The sequence below is a fragment of the Streptomyces sp. WM6386 genome (assembly GCF_000972385.1).
In the GTDB taxonomy this organism is placed as follows: domain Bacteria; phylum Actinomycetota; class Actinomycetes; order Streptomycetales; family Streptomycetaceae; genus Streptomyces.
In genome coordinates this window covers 12,392-29,532 of sequence record NZ_JXTE01000070.1, presented here as the reverse complement: position 1 = coordinate 29,532, position 17,141 = coordinate 12,392, and the positions used below count along the sequence as shown (strand labels likewise).

17 protein-coding genes are annotated in these 17,141 nt (G+C 71.6%); 9 read left to right on the top strand and 8 right to left on the bottom strand.

The genetic code is table 11. The annotated features are described in order from the left end of the window. Positions 1–21: 21 nt before the first annotated feature. From TN53_RS32745 to TN53_RS32735, 3 genes are read right to left on the bottom strand one after another with little or no spacing between them, the layout of a single operon-like run. Entirely contained in the window at positions 22–825 is an 804-nt protein-coding gene (locus TN53_RS32745) for a hypothetical protein (RefSeq protein ID WP_046262394.1), read from the bottom strand. Continuing rightward, positions 825–2,099 (bottom strand): VWA domain-containing protein, encoded by a 1,275-nt coding sequence (locus TN53_RS32740; RefSeq protein WP_046262393.1) that lies wholly within the window; start codon positions 2,097–2,099, stop codon positions 825–827. The genes TN53_RS32745 and TN53_RS32740 overlap by 1 nt, the downstream gene beginning before the upstream one ends. 16 nt (positions 2,100–2,115) lie before the next feature. Continuing rightward, entirely contained in the window at positions 2,116–3,630 is a 1,515-nt protein-coding gene (locus TN53_RS32735; protein WP_046262392.1) for an IucA/IucC family protein, read from the bottom strand. A gap of 87 nt (positions 3,631–3,717) precedes the next feature. Between TN53_RS32735 and TN53_RS32730 the strand changes: the two genes are divergently transcribed. Genes TN53_RS32730 through TN53_RS32720 form a run of 3 tightly spaced genes read left to right on the top strand, consistent with a single transcriptional unit; the run spans position 3,718 to position 6,394 of the window. Further along, positions 3,718–5,178, top strand: coding sequence for an IucA/IucC family protein (locus tag TN53_RS32730; RefSeq protein ID WP_046262391.1), 1,461 nt, complete (start codon positions 3,718–3,720; stop codon positions 5,176–5,178). Positions 5,179–5,198: 20 nt separating this feature from the next. After that, entirely contained in the window at positions 5,199–6,104 is a 906-nt protein-coding gene (locus TN53_RS32725) for a HipA family kinase (protein WP_046262390.1), read from the top strand. After that, positions 6,101–6,394, top strand: a complete 294-nt coding sequence (locus TN53_RS32720; protein WP_046262389.1) for a SelT/SelW/SelH family protein — start codon at positions 6,101–6,103, stop codon at positions 6,392–6,394. The genes TN53_RS32725 and TN53_RS32720 overlap by 4 nt, the downstream gene beginning before the upstream one ends. Here TN53_RS32720 and aceB read toward each other — a convergent pair. Continuing rightward, positions 6,384–8,018 (bottom strand): malate synthase A, encoded by a 1,635-nt coding sequence (gene aceB / locus TN53_RS32715; RefSeq protein ID WP_046262388.1) that lies wholly within the window; start codon positions 8,016–8,018, stop codon positions 6,384–6,386. The two genes, TN53_RS32720 and aceB, sit on opposite strands and share 11 nt — an antisense overlap. A gap of 184 nt (positions 8,019–8,202) precedes the next feature. Beyond that, positions 8,203–8,802 carry a nucleotidyltransferase family protein gene (locus TN53_RS32710; RefSeq protein ID WP_046262387.1) on the bottom strand — a complete coding sequence of 200 codons (600 nt, stop codon included), beginning with the start codon at positions 8,800–8,802 and terminating at the stop codon, positions 8,203–8,205. 217 nt (positions 8,803–9,019) lie between these two features. Here TN53_RS32710 and TN53_RS32705 point away from each other — a divergent pair, with 217 nt between their 5' ends. Then, on the top strand, positions 9,020–9,304 hold the full coding sequence (locus tag TN53_RS32705) for a DUF5955 family protein (protein WP_199924689.1): 285 nt from the start codon (positions 9,020–9,022) through the stop codon (positions 9,302–9,304). A gap of 63 nt (positions 9,305–9,367) precedes the next feature. Here the strand turns inward: TN53_RS32705 and TN53_RS32700 are convergent, their stop codons facing one another. Continuing rightward, positions 9,368–10,066 (bottom strand): DUF6304 family protein, encoded by a 699-nt coding sequence (locus TN53_RS32700; protein ID WP_046262385.1) that lies wholly within the window; start codon positions 10,064–10,066, stop codon positions 9,368–9,370. Next, a complete protein-coding gene (locus tag TN53_RS32695; RefSeq protein ID WP_046262384.1) occupies positions 10,063–10,857 on the bottom strand; it encodes an IclR family transcriptional regulator in 795 nt (264 codons plus the stop codon). Before TN53_RS32695 ends, TN53_RS32700 begins: the two co-directional genes overlap by 4 nt. A gap of 273 nt (positions 10,858–11,130) precedes the next feature. On the opposite strand from TN53_RS32695, the gene allB reads away from it, so the two are divergent. Together allB and alc are read left to right on the top strand one after the other, a co-directional pair. Further along, positions 11,131–12,468, top strand: a complete 1,338-nt coding sequence (gene allB / locus TN53_RS32690; protein WP_046262383.1) for an allantoinase AllB — start codon at positions 11,131–11,133, stop codon at positions 12,466–12,468. A gap of 46 nt (positions 12,469–12,514) precedes the next feature. Further along, on the top strand, positions 12,515–13,645 hold the full coding sequence (alc, locus tag TN53_RS32685) for an allantoicase (RefSeq protein ID WP_046262382.1): 1,131 nt from the start codon (positions 12,515–12,517) through the stop codon (positions 13,643–13,645). 61 nt (positions 13,646–13,706) lie between these two features. Here the strand turns inward: alc and TN53_RS32680 are convergent, their stop codons facing one another. Then, positions 13,707–14,444 carry an SDR family oxidoreductase gene (locus TN53_RS32680; RefSeq protein ID WP_046262381.1) on the bottom strand — a complete coding sequence of 246 codons (738 nt, stop codon included), beginning with the start codon at positions 14,442–14,444 and terminating at the stop codon, positions 13,707–13,709. 100 nt (positions 14,445–14,544) lie between these two features. Between TN53_RS32680 and TN53_RS32675 the strand changes: the two genes are divergently transcribed. From TN53_RS32675 to TN53_RS32665, 3 genes are all read left to right on the top strand, one after another. Continuing rightward, entirely contained in the window at positions 14,545–15,360 is an 816-nt protein-coding gene (locus TN53_RS32675) for an AIM24 family protein (RefSeq protein ID WP_095046863.1), read from the top strand. Positions 15,361–15,440: 80 nt separating this feature from the next. After that, complete coding sequence (locus TN53_RS32670; RefSeq protein WP_046262380.1) at positions 15,441–16,067, top strand: dihydrofolate reductase family protein; 627 nt, start codon at positions 15,441–15,443, stop codon at positions 16,065–16,067. Positions 16,068–16,158: 91 nt separating this feature from the next. Then, positions 16,159–17,064, top strand: coding sequence for a DMT family transporter (locus TN53_RS32665; RefSeq protein ID WP_046262379.1), 906 nt, complete (start codon positions 16,159–16,161; stop codon positions 17,062–17,064). Positions 17,065–17,141 lie beyond the last annotated feature (77 nt).

Below are 17,141 nucleotides of genomic sequence, written 5' to 3'. Positions count from 1 at the left end.
AGCGGGCCTTCAGGAGCGAGGTCAGGCGCCCGGCGGCACCTGCCGCGGCCGTCCCGTCCCGCGCGTCAGGGCGTATCCGCCGACCCCCGCGAGCGCGGCCAGCGCACCGCCCAGCACGGTCCACACCCAGCGATCCGACCACCAGCCCGAGGACCAGCCGTCCTCGGGCTCGATGGCGGACAGCACGGCCGAGGACTGCGACGTCTCCTCGTCGGACGCGGACGTGACCGCGATGCCCGGCACCAGCGGCTCGGCCAGCGAGCCGTCCACGGCCGCCGCGCCGCCGATGTCCTTGGAGCCGACCTCCACCGAGGAGTCGACCGGCTGGCCGAGGTCGGCCGCGCCGAGGCCGACGACCGTCAGCCGGATGTAGTAAGTGCCCGGCAGTGGGTCGTTCGCCCACGGCTCCGACCAGGCGCGGACCGTGCGCATGACGCAGGCCAGCTCCACCGAGGCGGCGTCGGCCGCGGCGGTGCGGGTCTGCGCGCCGTACTGGCAGGCCTGCCGGCGGCGCAGTCCGTCGTACACATCGACCTGCCAGGTCTGCGCGGCATGCGTCTTCGGCAGCTTCACCGTCGCCTTCACGGTGGGGCGCTGCCCGGCGTCCGCGGGGAACGACCAGTACTGGTAGTCGCCGGTGGAGCCGCTCGCCGTGGCCTGCTGCCCCTGCTCGATCTCGGTCGCCGTACGGAACGACGTACCGGCCGAGGTGGGTGCGGTGTCGTCGCCGGAGGCCGAAGGGGAGGGCGACGAGTCGGCCGCCGCGGGGGCGACGGCCAGCCCGAGCATGAGCGCCGCGGCGCCCAACACGCGTGTGAGCCTCATCAGTTGGTCCTCCAGACCGCGAGCCGCCAGCGTGACAGCCAGCCCCAGAGCACACCGGCGAGGAAGCCGGTGAGGATCAGTACGCCGAGCAGCCACCAGCCGCGTCCCAGGCCGAAGGAGGCCACGTCGCTCGACGAGGACGGCGCGTCCACCACGTCCACGGTCAGTTCGAGCGGCAGGCCGGGCGTGGTCTTCACGCCGGAGACGGCCGAGAACGAGTTGGTGACCTGGAGGCACACGATTTCGGCGGCGGGCTTGTCGCTGTCGTCGTCGTCCCGCTCGGGCTTCGGATAGCGCAGCCCGGTGGAGATGACGTCCGTGCGCCCGTTGCCGGCGGCCTCGCCGCGCACGATCTCGCGGCCGTGCACGGTGACGGCCCGCAGCAGTGTCCCGTAGTCGGGGTTCACGGCCCGGTCGGCCGCCACACTCACCGAGGCGCGCAGCTCCTGGCCCGGCAGCACGTCCACGCGGTACCAGCGCTCCTGCCCGAACTCCTCGCGGTCCGTGTAGAGCCCGGACTTCAGCGTCGGCGCCTTCGCGCACTCGGCGGCGCCCTCGGTGGCCACCGGGGTCACCACCGGGTCGGCCGCCCGGTCCACCAACTGGTTGACCTTGTCGGTGAGTTCCTCGGTGTGCTCCACCGAGGTGTACGTACCGCCCGTCGCCTCCGCGATGCAGCTCAGCTGCTGCCGCATCTTGGTGTTCGGGACCAGGCCGAGCGTGTCGATGGTCAGACCGATGCCCTTGGCGGCGATCTCGCGAGCCACCTCGCACGGGTCGAGCGGGGCGCAGGTGTCCTCGCCGTCGCTGATCAGGACGATCCGCTTGGAACCGGCGCCCTCGGTGAAGTCGTCGGCCGCCTTCAGCAGCGCGGGACCGATCGGCGTCCAGCCGGTGGGGGAGAGGGTCGCCACCGCCGTCTTGGCCTCGGTACGGTCCAGCGTGCTGACCGGATAGAGCTGCGCGGTGTCCTTGCAGCCCGTCTTCTGGTTGTCGCCGGGGTAGTTGGCGCCGAGGGTCCGGATGCCGAGCTGGACCTCCTCGGGCGTCGCGTCCAGCACCTCGTTGAAGGCCTGCTTCGCCGCGGCCATCCGGGTGCCGCCGTCGATGTCCGCCGTCCGCATGGAGCCGCTCACGTCGAGGACGAGGTCGACCTGGGGCGCGACCTGGCCCGTGGGTTCGCCGGCGGCCGCCCCGGTCGGGAGGGCGATCCCGGCCGTGAGGGCGGCGAGCAGGGCGCACACTCCTGCCGCCAGCCGTTTACGTGTGATCATCGGCGGATCCTATTGATCAGGAGGGCCGCACTCCAAAACGGACCGGGTTCGGCAGCTGTGCCCACCGGTCTCCGGGCGTCCCCGGTGACAGCCTCATCAGCGTCAACGCCTTCGCGGGCAGCGGGTTCTCCAGGAGCGCCACCAGATCCGGTGTGCGGGGAAGATCTCCTACGACGGTCTCCAGCGCCGCGCCCAACGCCGTACCCGAACCCGCCGTTCCCGCCAGGGCCCCGCCGACGAGCGCCCCGAACAGCTTGCGCCGCAGGGCGGTTTCGTCGTCCGTGACGATCCGGCCCGTCAACTCCGGTACCGGGAGCCCGTGCCGCGTCAGCCGTGCCGGGCTGACCCGGATGTCGGCCAGGTCGCGATAGACCAGCCGTAGGGGGGCGCCCGTCGAGGACAGCACCACCAGGAGGTTCTGGCCGTGCGCCTCCAGGGCCACACCGAGCTCCAGCAGCCGCAGCCCCACGGTGAGCGCGAGGCGCGCGAACTCCGCCAGCCAGGCCGGGGATTCGGGCAGAGCGGTGGTGGCGAGCGCGGCCACCGGGACGACGTGCTCGCCGCTCCCGGCGTACACCTGCGGCGATTCGCGCAACACGGCGGCCAGGTCGGGGGAGTCGGCCGTCGCGGCGCCCAGGGTGCGGGTGAAGTGCAGCAGACCGTCCGTGTGCGCGGTGAGCGTCTCCGCGAACGCCGACAGGGTCGCCGACAGGCCGATCGAGTAGACGGAGATGTCCCGCACCGAGGACGTCAACCGGGCGCTCAGGGCCGTCTTCACATGCGGACCGCCGTCGGCCAGGGCCAGCGTGCGCAGGGACATCAGCGGATGCGCGGCCGGCCCCTCGTCGCCCGCCCGCTTCAGCACATGGCCCGCCTGCCAGGGATGCACCGGGATCAACAGCCGCTCCCCGTCCCGCATCCCGTCCGGCCACCCGCCGGTCACCAGGCACTCGTCCGCCCTGACCGGCATCAGACGCAATGCGACCAGCGGCCGGTGCTCGGGCCCGTACGCCAGCTGCTCGGCCACCGAGAAGCCCGGCCGGGAACGGCAGTTGGGGTGGTACGGATGCCCGTCGACCACCCGCTGCTCCCACTCCCAGTCGGTCCCGGGCCACTCGTGCGACGTGTTCACCTGCCCGGCCCGTGACAGCGCCGTCGAGGCGACGCTGTGACCGAGCTCGGCGGCCAGATCCGGGCCGTGCGGTACGCCGAGGTCGGTCGTCAGCCGTGCCGGATCGTCGTACGCAAGGTCGTCGAGGTGGACGACGGTGACGTACGCGGTGGTCGCGTACGGGTCGGCGGGCGGCCCCTGGAGCCGGCGTCCGTCACGAAGGCGCAGGACGAGAGCGTCCCGGCCGCGTTCGCGACGGGTGACCCAAGGAAGCGGCTCATGGGCCAACGCCCGCCACAGCCGGGTCAGTACGGCCGCACGGGCGCCGGGGAGGTGGGCCGTGTACCGCGACACGAGGTCGGGACGCACTTCGGCCAGCTCCTCGGCGACCTCGGCCTCGGCGGTGGGGGAACGGTGCACGGGCTGGCTCCTCGGGTACGAGTAGGGCGTCACGGCGGGGGGTGACGACATAGATACTGATCGTCTCCGCCCGCCCGTAGAGAACGAGTGAACCGCGTGGACCTCATCCCCCCGGCCGCCGCCGACGCCCATGCCGCGGCGCCGTTGCTCAACTGTCTGCTGCGCGAGGTCGCCGAGCCGCTCCCGGGCTCCGGCGAACTGCGCAGGCACAGGTTGCCGAGCGGCCGACTGCTGCGGGTGCGCGGCGAACGGCGGCCCGCGGACCCCGAGGTGGATACCGGCGGTCACTGGCGGCGCATCGGTCACACCGAACTCGTGAAGCTCGTCGTCGAGGAACTGACCCGCCACACCGGCCTGTCCAACCCCGAACTGCCCGCCGAGATGATCGACAGCCGGGACGCGGTGGCCGCGATCCTCGCCGCACGCGCGCGTGCCACGCCGCCCACGGACCCGTACCTGCTCTCCGAGCAGTCCCTCCTCACCGGGCACCCGCACCACCCCGCCCCCAAGGCGCGCGGCGGCGGTCCGGCCGCCGGCTGGCTGCCGTACGCACCCGAGGCGCACGCCCGCTTCCCGCTGACGCTGCTCGGCCTGCGCGAGGACACGGTCGTGGACGAGGGCGACACCGCGGCCCTGGACGCCCTCGGCGCGGCCCCGCCCGGCTACCGGCTGCTGCCCGCCCACCCCTGGCAGCTCGACCTGGTCGACCTCTCGGACGCCTTCGCCGACGGCCGTCTGATCCGTCTCGGCACCACCGGCTTCGACGCCTGGCCCACGGCCGCGATCCGCACCCTGTACGCCCCCGAGCGCGACCTGTTCCTGAAGTTCAGCCTGGACGTACGCATCACGAACGACATCCGCCGCCTGTGGCGCCACGACCTGCTGAGCCTTGGCACGACCGACACGGCGGCGGCCCGTGCGTTCGCCGGGGGGCCGGCGGCCTGGCTGTCGGACCGCGGTTACCGCACCGCCGACTTCGCCTTCGAGGAACTGGCGGTCCTGGTCCGCGACGGCTTCCACGGCCACCTCAGGACCGGCGCCACCCCGCTGCTGGCCGCGGGCCTCGTGGAGGGCTTCGAGGGCAGCCCGTGCGGAGGCGCGGCCTGGTGGGAGGCGTATCTGCGCGTCGTCGTACCGCCCGCCCTCGCGGCCTTCGCCGACCACGGCGTCGTACTCGAAGCGCATCTGCAGAACACGCTGATCGCCGTCGACGCCGACGCAACACCCGTGCAGGCGCTGTTCCGGGACGCGGAGGGCGTGAAGCTGCTGTCGGACGTGGACCGGGCGGCCGGCTGGGAGCGCCTGGTGTACACGCTGGTCGTGAACCATCTGTGCGAGGTCGCGGCCGTCCTCGCCGAGCGGCACCCCGGACTCGACCCCTGGCCCGCCGCCCGCCGCGAACTGGCCCGCCACGACCTCCCGGAGATCAGGGCCCTCCTCGCCTCGCCCACCCTCCCCGGCAAGACCAACCTGCTGCTGCGCTGGACCGGAGCCGACGGCGCGGCCGCGCGGTACCTCCCCCTGCCGAACCCGCTGGCCGTCACCTGATCTGAATTACCCTGGCCGGTGTGCTGCGCGATGTGACTGCTGTTCGATACGTGACCCCGCTGCGGTCCGGCGGCTCCGTGCCCGGAGTCGTCGAGGCCGACGACCAGGGGACGTACGTCGTGAAGTTCACCGGCTCCGCCCAGGGCCGCAAGGCGCTGGTCGCCGAGGTCATCGTCGGCGAGCTGGCCCGCGCGCTCGGACTGCGCTTCCCCGAACTGGTCCTCGTGCACTTCGACCCGGCGATCGCCGACAGCGAGCCCCACCAGGAGGTGCGCGAACTCCACGGCGCCAGCGCGGGCATCAACCTCGGCATGGACTACCTGTCGGGCGCCGCGGACTTCACCCCGGAGGTCGCCAGGACCTTCCGGGTCGACCCCCTGGAGGCGGGCCGGATCGTCTGGCTCGACGCCCTGACCGTGAACGTGGACCGTACGGTCCACAGCTCCAACCTCATGGTCTGGCCCACGCTCGGCATCGCGCCCCCGCGCCTGTGGCTGATCGACCACGGCGCGGCCCTCGTCTTCCACCACCGCTGGGACGGCTCGGACCCCGCCAAGCGCTACGACTTCCGCCACCACGCCCTCGGCCACTACGCCCCCGACGTACGCGCCGCCGACGCGGAGCTGGCGCCGAAGGTCACCGAGGAGCTGCTGCGCGCTGTGGTCGCCGAGGTCCCCGACGCCTGGCTCACGGACTTCGACGCGCCGTCCCTGGCACGTGAGGCATACGTGGAGTACCTCCACGCGCGCGTACAGGCCTCCCAGGCCTGGCTGCCCACCGACTTCCCCGCCCGGGAGGAACTCGCCGCGGAGGAAGCACTCCGCGCGGCGAAGACACAGCAGGGCCGTCCGAACTGGCTGAAGCGGGTCCCCGACCTGCACGGCAAACCGGCGGCGGAACACGATTGGTCGGTACACCTCGGATGAGTCCCGTCGTACAGATCGAGTACTGCACCCAGTGCCGCTGGCTGCCCCGCGCGGCCTGGCTGGCGCAGGAGCTGCTCACGACCTTCGAGACGGAGCTGGGCGAGCTGTCGCTCAAGCCCGGCACCGGTGGCGTCTTCGTCGTCCGGGTCGACGACGAGGTCGTCTGGGACCGCAAGGAGCAGGGCTTCCCGGAGCCCACCGCGGTGAAGCAGGCCGTACGCGACCGAGTGGCCCCGGGAAAGTCCCTGGGCCACTCGGACAAGGCTGCGCAGGACGACGTCAGCCCTTGAGCTGCTCGTACGCGGGCAGTGTCAGGAAGTCCGCGTAGTCGGCGTCGAGGGAGACCTCCAGGAGCAGGTCGTGCGCCTGCTGCCAGTGGCCGGCGGCGAACGCCTCCTCGCCGAGCTCCGCGCGGATGGTGCTGAGCTCCTGGGCGGCGATCTCGCGGGCCAGTTCGGGCGTGGCCTTCACGGTGTCTCCCGCGTGCTCGAACTCGACGCCCGCGTTGATCCACTGCCAGATCTGCGAGCGGGAGATCTCGGCGGTGGCGGCGTCCTCCATCAGGTTGAAGATGGCGACCGCGCCGAGACCGCGCAGCCAGGCCTCGATGTAACGGATGCCGACCTGGACGGCGTTGACGAGACCGTCGTGCGTCGGCCTGGCGTCCAGCGAGTCGATCGCGATCAGGTCGGCCGCCTCGACGCGGACGTCCTCGCGCAGCCGGTCCTTCTGGTTCGGCCGGTCGCCGAGGACCTTGTCGAAGGACTCCAGGGCGATCGGGACCAGGTCGGGGTGGGCGACCCAGGAGCCGTCGAAGCCGTCGCCGGCCTCGCGGTCCTTGTCGGCGCGGACCTTCTCGAAGGCGACCTTGTTGACCTCGGCGTCCCGGCGGGACGGGATGAACGCCGCCATCCCGCCGATCGCGTGCGCGCCGCGCTTGTGGCAGGTGCGGACGAGGAGTTCGGTGTACGCCCGCATGAACGGGGCGGTCATCGTCACCAGGTTGCGGTCCGGCAGGACGAACTTGGCGCCGCCGTCACGGAAGTTCTTGACGATGGAGAACAGGTAGTCCCAGCGGCCCGCGTTCAACCCGGAGGCGTGGTCGCGGAGTTCGTAGAGGATCTCCTCCATCTCGTACGCCGCCGTGATCGTCTCGATCAGGACGGTGGCGCGGATGGTGCCCTGCGGGATGCCGACGTAGTCCTGCGCGAAGACGAACACGTCGTTCCACAGGCGGGCTTCGAGGTGCGACTCGGTCTTGGGGAGATAGAAGTACGGGCCCTTGCCGAGGTCGAGCAGACGCTGGGCGTTGTGGAAGAAGTAGAGGCCGAAGTCGACGAAGGCGCCGGGGACCTGGGAGCCGTCGGCGGCGACGAGGTGGCGCTCGTCGAGATGCCAGCCGCGCGGCCGCATCACGACGGTGGCGAGCTCCTCGTTCGGGCGCAGGGCGTACGACTTGCCCGACTTCTCGTCGGTGAAGTCGATGCTGCGGGTGTACGCGTCGGCCAGGTTGACCTGACCGAGGACCACGTTCTCCCAGGTCGGCGCCGAGGCGTCCTCGAAGTCCGCGAGCCAGATCCTCGCACCCGAGTTGAGGGCGTTGATGGTCATCTTGCGGTCGGTGGGGCCGGTGATCTCGACGCGGCGGTCGTTCAGGGCGGCGGGGGAGGGGGCCACCTTCCAGGAGTCGTCCGCGCGGATCGCGGCGGTCTCCGGGAGGAAGTCGAGCGTGGAGGTGCGGGCGATCTCGGCGCGGCGCTCCGCACGGCGGGCGAGGAGCTCTTCACGACGGGGCGTGAACCGGCGGTGCAGCTCGGCCACGAAGGCGAGGGCCGCGTCGGTGAGCACCTCCTCCTGCCGGGGCAGGGGCTCGGCGTCGACGATGGCCAGCGGGGACGGCGCTGGTGCGGACATGAGCTGTCACTTCCTTCAGCGTTGGCACCGGGTGCCACTCGAACCGGGTACGGCGAGGAACGCCCTCGGAGCAGGAGGACGCTTCTGATCAGTGGATACTAGTTTCCTCATCGTGGAAGTTCAATGGTTTGTTGATATCGAGATTCTCCGAGTCGAGGGAACGTGGCGCTGAGTGCCACCCCGCTCACTCAAGGTGCTGCAGATCTTCGACGGTGTCGATGTCGTACGGCCGGGCGATGTCCCCGCACTCGACGAGGGCGATCTCCCCGGCGTGTTCCTTCAGATAGGCACGTGCCCCCCGGTCCCCGTCGGCAGTCGCGGCGATCCCCGCCCAGTGGGCGGACCCGAAGAGCACGGGGTGCCCGCGTACGCCGTCATAGGCGGCCGAGACCAGGGAGTCGGGGGACCGGTACGCGACGAGCACGCGCGCGTACGCCTCGGGTCCGATACCGGGCTGATCGACCAGCGACACGAGCACGGCCCGCACGTCCGTGCCGGAGAACGAGTCGAGACCGGCTCGAAGCGAGGAGCCCATGCCCTGCTCCCACGCGGGGTTGTCCACGAGCACGCAGCCGTCGAGCCGCGCGGTCTCGCGTACGGCGTCGGCGGCGGCGCCCAGCACCACGTGCACGCGCGCGCAGCCGGCCGCGCGCAGGACGTCCACCGCGTGTTCGATCAATGGCCTGCCGCGATGTTGGAGCAGCGCCTTGGGGCGTCCGCCCAGCCGCCGGCCGCCGCCCGCGGCGAGAAGCAGCCCGGCGACCTGGTGTGCGTTGTCCGTCATGCGTCCTGCATACCTGACGACCCGGGCACTGGCCGGTTTCCGGGGGCTGAATTTCGGTCCGCGCAGTGGCGCGGCCCCCACCGGCTGGCGTTTACTGACCCCCGTCCCCGGCGCCTGACCAACGCCATGGGGCGGTTCGGGCGGATCACGACGTAGGGCGCACAACGGCGTGCGAGGGGGGAGAGCTGTGTTGCGGAGCTTGGGACAGAGGGCGCCAGTGACCGGCAGCGACGAGGACCCCAGGGTGGCGGGCCTGCGGACCGCGGTGTCCCGGCTGCGCCGCGAACTCGCCGCGCATCCGGCCGAGTTCCCCGACCGTGGCATCGCCGAGGACGAACTCGCCGCGCTGGCCGCGATGACGGTCGACGGGACACCGGAGGTGCCCCGGCTGCGGCGGTCGCTGCTGCTGATCGCGGGGGCGATCGGGTCGGTGAGCGCGCTGTCGCGGGGGCTGACGGACGTACGGAACGCGGTGGATCTGTTCGGGGAGCCGCGGCGCTAGGACCCTTCTGACGGATCATCGCGGCGTCGCGGCGTCCGCTGATCCGTCAGAAGGGCCCCAGGTTCAGAGCGACCCGCGGTACGGGAACGGCCCTCGGTAGCCGTGGTCCGAGGTGCGGTGCTCGAACTCCTCGCACAGCCAGGTCTCCTGGACGAGCTCGGTCTGTGCGTGCCAGACCGCGAAGATGCCGTGCGGCCCGTGTTTGCCGTCCACCCGGCGGTAGAGGTCCTTGGCGTCACGGAAGCAGGCCAGTCCCGCCATCATCGGGCTGCCGGCCGGGTGGTAGTCGGACCAGGCGCACGCGACGCAGGCCCGGAGCCGGGCCGCTCTGGGCAACTCCCGCTGAAGGGCGTGCAGGGCGTGCTCCAGGTCGCCCGGGCCGTCGACGACGTGGTACTCGTGTCCGTCCAGCCGCAGGGCGGCGCTCAGGGTCTGCGCGTCCGGGCCGCGCCCCGGACCCGCCGGGTCCCCCATCCGCAGGGCGCAGTGCAGCACACCCGGTCGTACGCCGTCCCCCGCCACGTCGACGGGCAGCGGCACCTCCCACTCCAGCAGGCAGGAGCACAGGCCTCCGTCGAAGAAGGAGAAGGGGAGCTCGGGCGGTTCACCGCCCAGGGCGCCGAGATCGTCCATCATGTCGCCCTCGAAAGCGACACCCCTGATCGTCGTACGGATCAGCTCCCGCCCATCCGTCTCGAAGACGATCTCCTCGGTGCCGTGCCGGTCGGTGTACCGGCCCGGCCAGCGCGTTAAGCCGGTCATGCGGGGCTCTGGGTGGCCAGCGCCTCGGACAGTTCCCCGGCGACCTGCTGGAGCACCGGCACGATCTTGTCCGTGGCCGCCTCGGTGACCCGGCCCGCCGGACCGGAGATCGAGATGGCGGCGGCGGTGGGGGAGTCCGGGACCGACACCGCGAGGCAGCGGACGCCGATCTCCTGCTCGTTGTCGTCGACCGCGTAACCGAGCTGGCGTACATCCGCCAGGGCCGCGAGGAAGCCGTCCGGCGTGGTGATCGTCTTCTCCGTCGCGGCCGGCATGCCGGTGCGGGAGAGCAGGGCGCGCACCTCGGCGTCGGGGACGTTCGCCAGGAGGGCCTTGCCCACGCCCGTGGAGTGCGGCAGGACGCGCCGGCCGACCTCGGTGAACATGCGCATCGAGTGCTTCGACGGCACCTGGGCGACGTACACGATCTCGTCGCCGTCGAGCAGCGCCATGTTCGCCGTCTCGCCGGTCTCCTGGACCAGCCGGGCCAGATAGGGGCGGGCCCAGGTGCCCAGCAGCCGGGACGCGGACTCGCCGAGGCGGATCAGACGCGGGCCCAGCGCATAGCGGCGGTTGGGCTGCTGACGGACGTATCCGCAGGCCACGAGCGTGCGCATGAGACGGTGGATGGTGGGCAGCGGCAGTCCGCTGCTCGCGGAGAGCTCGCTGAGGCCGACCTCGCCGCCCGCGTCCGCCATCCGCTCCAGAAGATCGAAGGCGCGCTCGAGGGACTGGACCCCGCCAGTGGTGGACTTGGGGGAGTCGGTGGTGCTGGCGCTGGACGTCGGCACGGCGCGTTCCTTTCGGGGCGGGCGGGAAAGGGCAGAAGCCTACCCGCCAGTCGGTTGACTCCCCGCTGGTGCGTAGCTACGTTCTGCCTGTCGGAATTCTAATTCCGCTTTGTGGAAACGTCCAGAGTGTGGCGCGTCGAAGCCCTGTGGAGAAGTGTGCCCTTGACGGCGGGGAAGCGGGAGTGAAGACTCCTTCAACAGAACGTTGAATTCCGTTACGTGGGAGTAAATCCCGTTTCCCGGAAGTAACAACGGCTATAGAGAGGGGTCCGGGTGTCCGACGTAGAACTGGTGCTGCGCTCGACGCGCGTCATCACTCCGGAAGGGACGCGTGCCGCTTCGGTCGCCGTCTCCGCCGGGAAGATCACGGCCGTCCTGCCGTACGACGCCGCAGTCCCGGAGGGTGCCCGCCTGGAGGACGTCGACGACCACGTCGTCCTGCCCGGCCTGGTCGACACCCATGTGCACGTCAATGACCCGGGCCGCACCGAGTGGGAGGGCTTCTGGACCGCCACGCGCGCGGCGGCGGCCGGCGGCATCACCACCCTCGTCGACATGCCCCTCAACTCCCTGCCGCCGACGACGACGGTCGACAACCTCCGTACCAAGAGGGACGTCGCCGTCGACAAGGCCCACATCGACGTCGGCTTCTGGGGCGGTGCCCTGCCCGACAACGTCAAGGACCTGCGCCCGCTGCACGAGGCCGGTGTCTTCGGCTTCAAGGCGTTCCTCTCCCCGTCCGGCGTGGACGAGTTCCCGCACCTGGAACAGGACCGGCTCGCCCAGTCGCTGGCCGAGATCACCTCCTTCGGCGGCCTGCTGATCGTGCACGCCGAGGACCCGCACCATCTGGAGGCCGCCCCGCAGCACGGTGGCCCCAGGTACGCCGACTTCCTGGCCTCGCGTCCGCGCGACGCCGAGGACACCGCGATCGCCCAGCTCATCGCCCAGGCGAAGCGGTTGGACGCCCGCGTGCACGTCCTGCACCTCTCGTCGAGTGACGCGCTCCCGCTCATCGCCGCCGCCAAGGCCGAGGGCGTCCGCATCACGGTCGAGACCTGCCCGCACTACCTCACCCTCACCGCCGAGGAAGTCCCCGACGGAGCCAGCGAGTTCAAGTGCTGCCCGCCGATCCGCGAGTCGGCCAACCAGGACCTGCTCTGGCAGGCACTGGCCGACGGCACGATCGACTGCGTGGTCACCGACCACTCGCCGTCGACGGCCGACCTCAAGACGGACGACTTCGCGACGGCGTGGGGCGGCATCTCGGGTCTCCAGCTGAGCCTCGCGGCGGTGTGGACCGAGGCGCGCAGGCGTGACCACACCCTTGAGGACGTCGTCCGCTGGATGTCCACGCGGACCTCCGAACTGGTCGGCCTGGACCAGAAGGGCGCCATCGAGGCCGGCCGCGACGCGGACTTCGCGATCCTCGCGCCCGACGAGACCTTCACCGTGGACCCGGCGCGGCTCCAGCACCGCAACCGCGTGACGGCGTACGCGGGCAAGACCCTGTACGGCGTCGTGAAGTCGACCTGGCTGCGCGGCGAACGCATCGTCCAGGACGGCGAGTTCACGGAGCCGAAGGGCCGACTTCTCACCCGGGACCACTGACGCAGACTTCCGCACCCGCAGCGGCCGACTCTCGAAAGGCAGACCTTTGACGGCGCAGCATCAATCTCCTCCGGCTCGCTTCACCGGCGACGCGAACCCGTACGGCGGCGGTGACCCGTACGCCGACTACCGCAGCGCCGACTTCCCCTTCACCCAGTACGCCGACCTCGCCGCCCGGCAGCTCGGTGCCTCGGTCATCGCCGCCAACGACGAGTTCTTCGCCCAGCGCGAGAACCTGCTGATCCCCGAGCGCGCCGAGTTCGACCCCGAGCACTTCGGGCACAAGGGCAAGATCATGGACGGCTGGGAGACGCGCCGCCGCCGCGGTGCCTCCGCCGGGCACCCGTGGCCGACGGCCGAGGACCACGACTGGGCGCTGGTCCGTCTCGGCGCGCCCGGTGTGATCCGCGGCATCGTCGTCGACACGGCCCACTTCCGCGGCAACTACCCGCAGGCGGTGTCGGTCGAGGGCACGTCGGTGGCGGGCTCGCCGTCGCCGCAGGAGCTGCTGGGCGACGACGTGAAGTGGACGACGCTGGTCCCGCGCACGGCGGTCGGCGGCCACGCGGCGAACGGCTTCGAGGTGGCGGTCGAGCAGCGCTTCACCCACCTCCGGGTCAACCAGCACCCCGACGGTGGCATCGCCCGCCTGCGGGTCCACGGCGAGGTGGTCCCGGACCCGCAGTGGCTGTCGGTCCTCGGCACCTTCGACGTGGTCGCCCTGGAGAACGGCGGCCGGGCCGAGGACGCCTCCAACCTCTTCTACTCCCCGGCCTCCAACACCATCCAGCCGGGCCGCTCCCGCAAGATGGACGACGGCTGGGAGACCCGCCGCCGCCGCGACCAGGGCAACGACTGGATCCGCTACCGGCTGGTGGCCCAGTCCCAGATCCGCGCGATCGAGATCGACACGGCGTATCTGAAGGGCAACAGCGCCGGCTGGGCGTCGGTGTCCGTCAAGGACGGCGAGGACGGCGAGTGGACGGAGATCCTCCCGCGCACCCGCCTCCAGCCCGACACCGACCACCGCTTCGTCCTCGCGACCCCGGCGGTCGGCACCCACGCGCGCGTGGACATCTTCCCGGACGGCGGCATCTCCCGACTGCGGCTGCACGGCTCCCTGACGGAGCCCGGCGCGGCAGCCCTGGCGGCTCGCCACCAGGAGCTGGGCGGCTGACACCTGCACGCGCGCGTGGGGCGCACCGGGCCCGAGAACTCCGGTGCGCCCCACGCGCGCGTCAGGCCGCGTGGCCTCCGTCCACCGCGAACTCGGCGCCCGTGACGTAGTCCGCCCCCGCCAGGTACGCGACCATCGACGCCACCTCGTCGGCCGTCCCGAACCGGCCGAGCGCCGTCATCGCCGACTGGCCGGAGGCGTACGGACCGTCCGCCGGGTTCATGTCGGTGTCGGTCGGGCCGGGGTGGACGATGTTCGCGGTGATGCCGCGGGGGCCCAGTTCCCGGGCGAGGGCCTTGGTGAGGCCGATCAGGGCCGACTTGCTGGTCGCGTAGAGGGTTCCGCCGGGGCCGGGCACTCGCTGGGTCATACAGGTGCCGACGGTGATGATCCGGCCACCGGACGGCATCCGCGCGGCCGCCGCCTGCGAGGCCAGGAACACCCCGCGCACATTGACGGCCAGTACCCGGTCCACCTCCGCGAGCGACAGGTCCTCCAGCGGTCCCAGCACCCCCACGCCCACGTTGTTCACCAGCACGTCCAGGCCGCCCAGCGCCTCCGCCGCACGGCCCACCGCCCCGGCCGCCTCCGCCGCGTCCGCGGAGTCCGCCCGCAGGGCCACCGCACGGCGCCCCAGTGCCTCGACGGCCCGTACGACGTCCTCGGCCGCCTCCTTGCCGTTCACGTAGGTGAGAGCCACGTCCGCGCCCTCCCGGGCCAGCCGTACCGCCGTCGCCGCGCCGATACCGCGGCTGCCGCCCGTGACGAGAGCCACCTTGGCGTTCAAAGAAGTAGTCATGGCTCCATCCCAGTGGTCCGCGGACGCCCGTGCCGGCGGCGAACGGACACCGAGGTCGGATGGCCGGAACTCTTTCCTCCGCTTCCCGCGTTCTCCTGACGTGACCCTTCAGCAAGAAATCGTCGGCAACGCCATGCAGATGGCGGTCGTCAGCCTGCAGCCCGGTCAGACCGTGTACTGCGAGGCCGGGAAGTTCCTGTTCAAGACCACGAACGTGACCATGGAGACCCGCCTCGGCGGGCCGTCGAACCCCGGCGGCCAGCAGCCCCAGGGCGGCGCCGGCGGCATGGGCGGCATGCTCCGTCAGGCCATGGGCACCGCCATGCAGGTCGGTCAGCGCGCGCTCGCGGGCGAGTCGCCGGCCTTCCAGTACTTCACGTCGACCGGCGGCGAGGGCACCGTCGGCTTCGCGGGCGTCCTGCCCGGTGAGATGCGGGCCCTGGAGCTCGACGGCACGCGCGCGTGGTTCGCGGAGAAGGACGCCTTCGTCGCCGCCGAGTCGACCGTCGACTTCGGCATCGCCTTCCAGGGCGGCAGGACCGGCATGAAGGGCGGCGAGGGCTTCGTCCTGGAGAAGTTCACCGGCCGCGGCACCGTGATCATCGCCGGCGCCGGCAACTTCATCGACCTCGACCCGGCCGACTTCGGCGGCCGCATCGAGGTCGACACGGGCTGCGTCGTCGCCTTCGAGGAGGGCATCCAGTACGGCGTCCAGCGCGTCGGCGGCCTCAACCGGCAGGGGATCATGAACGCCGTCCTCGGCGGCGAGGGCCTCTCCCTGGCCACCCTGGAGGGCAACGGCCGCGTCATCCTCCAGTCCCTCACCATCGAGAGCCTCGCGAACGCCCTCAAGAAGGCCCAGGGCGGCGACAAGCAGGGCCCGACGGGCGGCCTGTTCTCGACGAACGCCGGGTGACGCGCCACCGATGAGTTGCGGGTGCCGGTGGGGTCTGAGCTGATGACAACAGACCCCATCCCAGAGAGAAGGCACCCGTCATGGGCAAGCTCGTCTCCCAGATCTTCGTCAGCCTCGACGGCGTCTACCAGGGCCCCGGCGGCCCCCAGGAGGACACCAGGGGCGGCTTCGAGCAGGGCGGCTGGACCGTCCCGTACGCCGACGAGGACTTCGGCCGGTTCGTCGACCAGGTCTTCAGCGACGTCGGCGCGTTCCTCCTCGGCCGTCGTACGTACGACATCTTCGCCGGGTACTGGCCGAAAGTGACCGACCCCGCCAACCCGGTCGCCTCGAAGCTCAACGCCCTGCCGAAGTACGTCGCCTCGTCCACACTCGCCGACCCCGAGTGGGCCAACACCAGTGTGATCAGCGGCGACCTGACCAAGGAGGTCACCGCCCTCAAGGAGCGCACCGACGGCGAGCTCCAACTCCACGGCAGTGGAGCCCTCGTACAGTCCCTGCTGACCCTCGACCTGATCGACACCATCCACCTGATCACCTTCCCGGTCCTGCTCGGCGCCGGCCGCCGCCTCTTCACCGAGGGCAGCCTGCCGACGGCCTTCACGCACCGGAGCGGGCTCATCACCTCCACAGGCGCCTCCATCCAGACGTACGACCTGGCGGGACGGCCGGAATACGGGTCGTACGAGCTCCCCGCGAACCCCTAGGCGAAATCCGGCCGCGCCGGTACGGTGATCGCTCCGCGTGCGAGCCACCGACGTCTCCACATCACCGATGGAGACCGGGAGAGCCGCCCAGATGTCCTCGATCGCCGTACCGGGCGTCCTCGCGCCCCGCCGCACCTGGCTGACCGACCTGCCCATCCTGCTCGTGGCGGTCGTGTGGGGCGCGAGCTATCTCGCCGCCAAGGACATCACCACCGCCCGCACGGTGATCGCGGTCCTGGTGCTGCGCTTCGCGATCGTCCTGCCCGCCCTCGTGGCCGTCGGGTGGCGCTCGCTGCGCACCCTGAGCGCCGCCCAGTGGCGCGGGGCCGGACTCCTCGGGCTGATCCTCAGCGTGATCTTCCTGCTGGAGACGTACGGCGTCGTCCACACCTCGGCCACCAACGCGGGCCTCATCATCAGCCTCACCATGATCTTCACGCCGCTCGCCGAGGCCGCCGTCACCCGCACCCGACCCTCACGGGCCTTCCTCGGCGCCGCCGCGATCTCCGTGCTCGGCGTCGTCCTGCTCACCCAGGGCGGCGGCTTCACCTCGCCCTCCCTCGGCGATCTGCTCATGCTGCTCGCGGCCCTGGCCCGCACGGTCCACGTCCTCGCCATGTCCCGCGTCAAGTCCGTCCAGGGCGCCGACGCGCTCTCCCTGACCACCGTCCAACTCGGCGCCGCCGTGGCGGTGTTCGTGCTCCTGGCGACCGGCGCCGACGCCACGCCCTGGCAGACGGCCGTGGACTTCGGGCCGCGCGAGTGGGCCGGGCTGCTGTTCCTGTCCGTGTTCTGCACGCTGTTCGCCTTCTTCGTGCAGATGTGGGCGGTCCGCCGCACCTCCCCGTCCCGGGTCAGCCTGCTCCTCGGCACCGAGCCGCTGTGGGCCGCCCTGGCCGGTATCTCGCTCGGCGGGGAACGGCTCGGCGTGCTCGGCCTGGCGGGTGGCGCACTGGTGCTTGCGGGGACCGCGTGGGGACGCCGGGCGGCAGGTTAACTCCTGGAAAACTCATCGGACTTGACGGGAAAATCTCCGGAGTTGTCATTGACATGCCACTGTCTACGCGCGTCATC

Bases quoted from the DNA above. Each gene is read 5' to 3' on its own strand.
- TN53_RS32680 (WP_046262381.1), bottom strand. From the start codon at position 14,444: ATGACTACTTCTTTGAACGCCAAGGTGGCTCTCGTCACGGGCGGCAGC.
- TN53_RS32710 (WP_046262387.1), bottom strand. From the start codon at position 8,802: ATGACGGACAACGCACACCAGGTCGCCGGGCTGCTTCTCGCCGCGGGC.
- TN53_RS32745 (WP_046262394.1), bottom strand. From the start codon at position 825: ATGAGGCTCACACGCGTGTTGGGCGCCGCGGCGCTCATGCTCGGGCTG.
- aceB (WP_046262388.1), bottom strand. From the start codon at position 8,018: ATGTCCGCACCAGCGCCGTCCCCGCTGGCCATCGTCGACGCCGAGCCC.
- TN53_RS32700 (WP_046262385.1), bottom strand. From the start codon at position 10,066: ATGACCGGCTTAACGCGCTGGCCGGGCCGGTACACCGACCGGCACGGC.
- TN53_RS32670 (WP_046262380.1), top strand. From the start codon at position 15,441: ATGGGCAAGCTCGTCTCCCAGATCTTCGTCAGCCTCGACGGCGTCTAC.
- TN53_RS32665 (WP_046262379.1), top strand. From the start codon at position 16,159: ATGTCCTCGATCGCCGTACCGGGCGTCCTCGCGCCCCGCCGCACCTGG.
- TN53_RS32740 (WP_046262393.1), bottom strand. From the start codon at position 2,099: ATGATCACACGTAAACGGCTGGCGGCAGGAGTGTGCGCCCTGCTCGCC.
- TN53_RS32720 (WP_046262389.1), top strand. From the start codon at position 6,101: ATGAGTCCCGTCGTACAGATCGAGTACTGCACCCAGTGCCGCTGGCTG.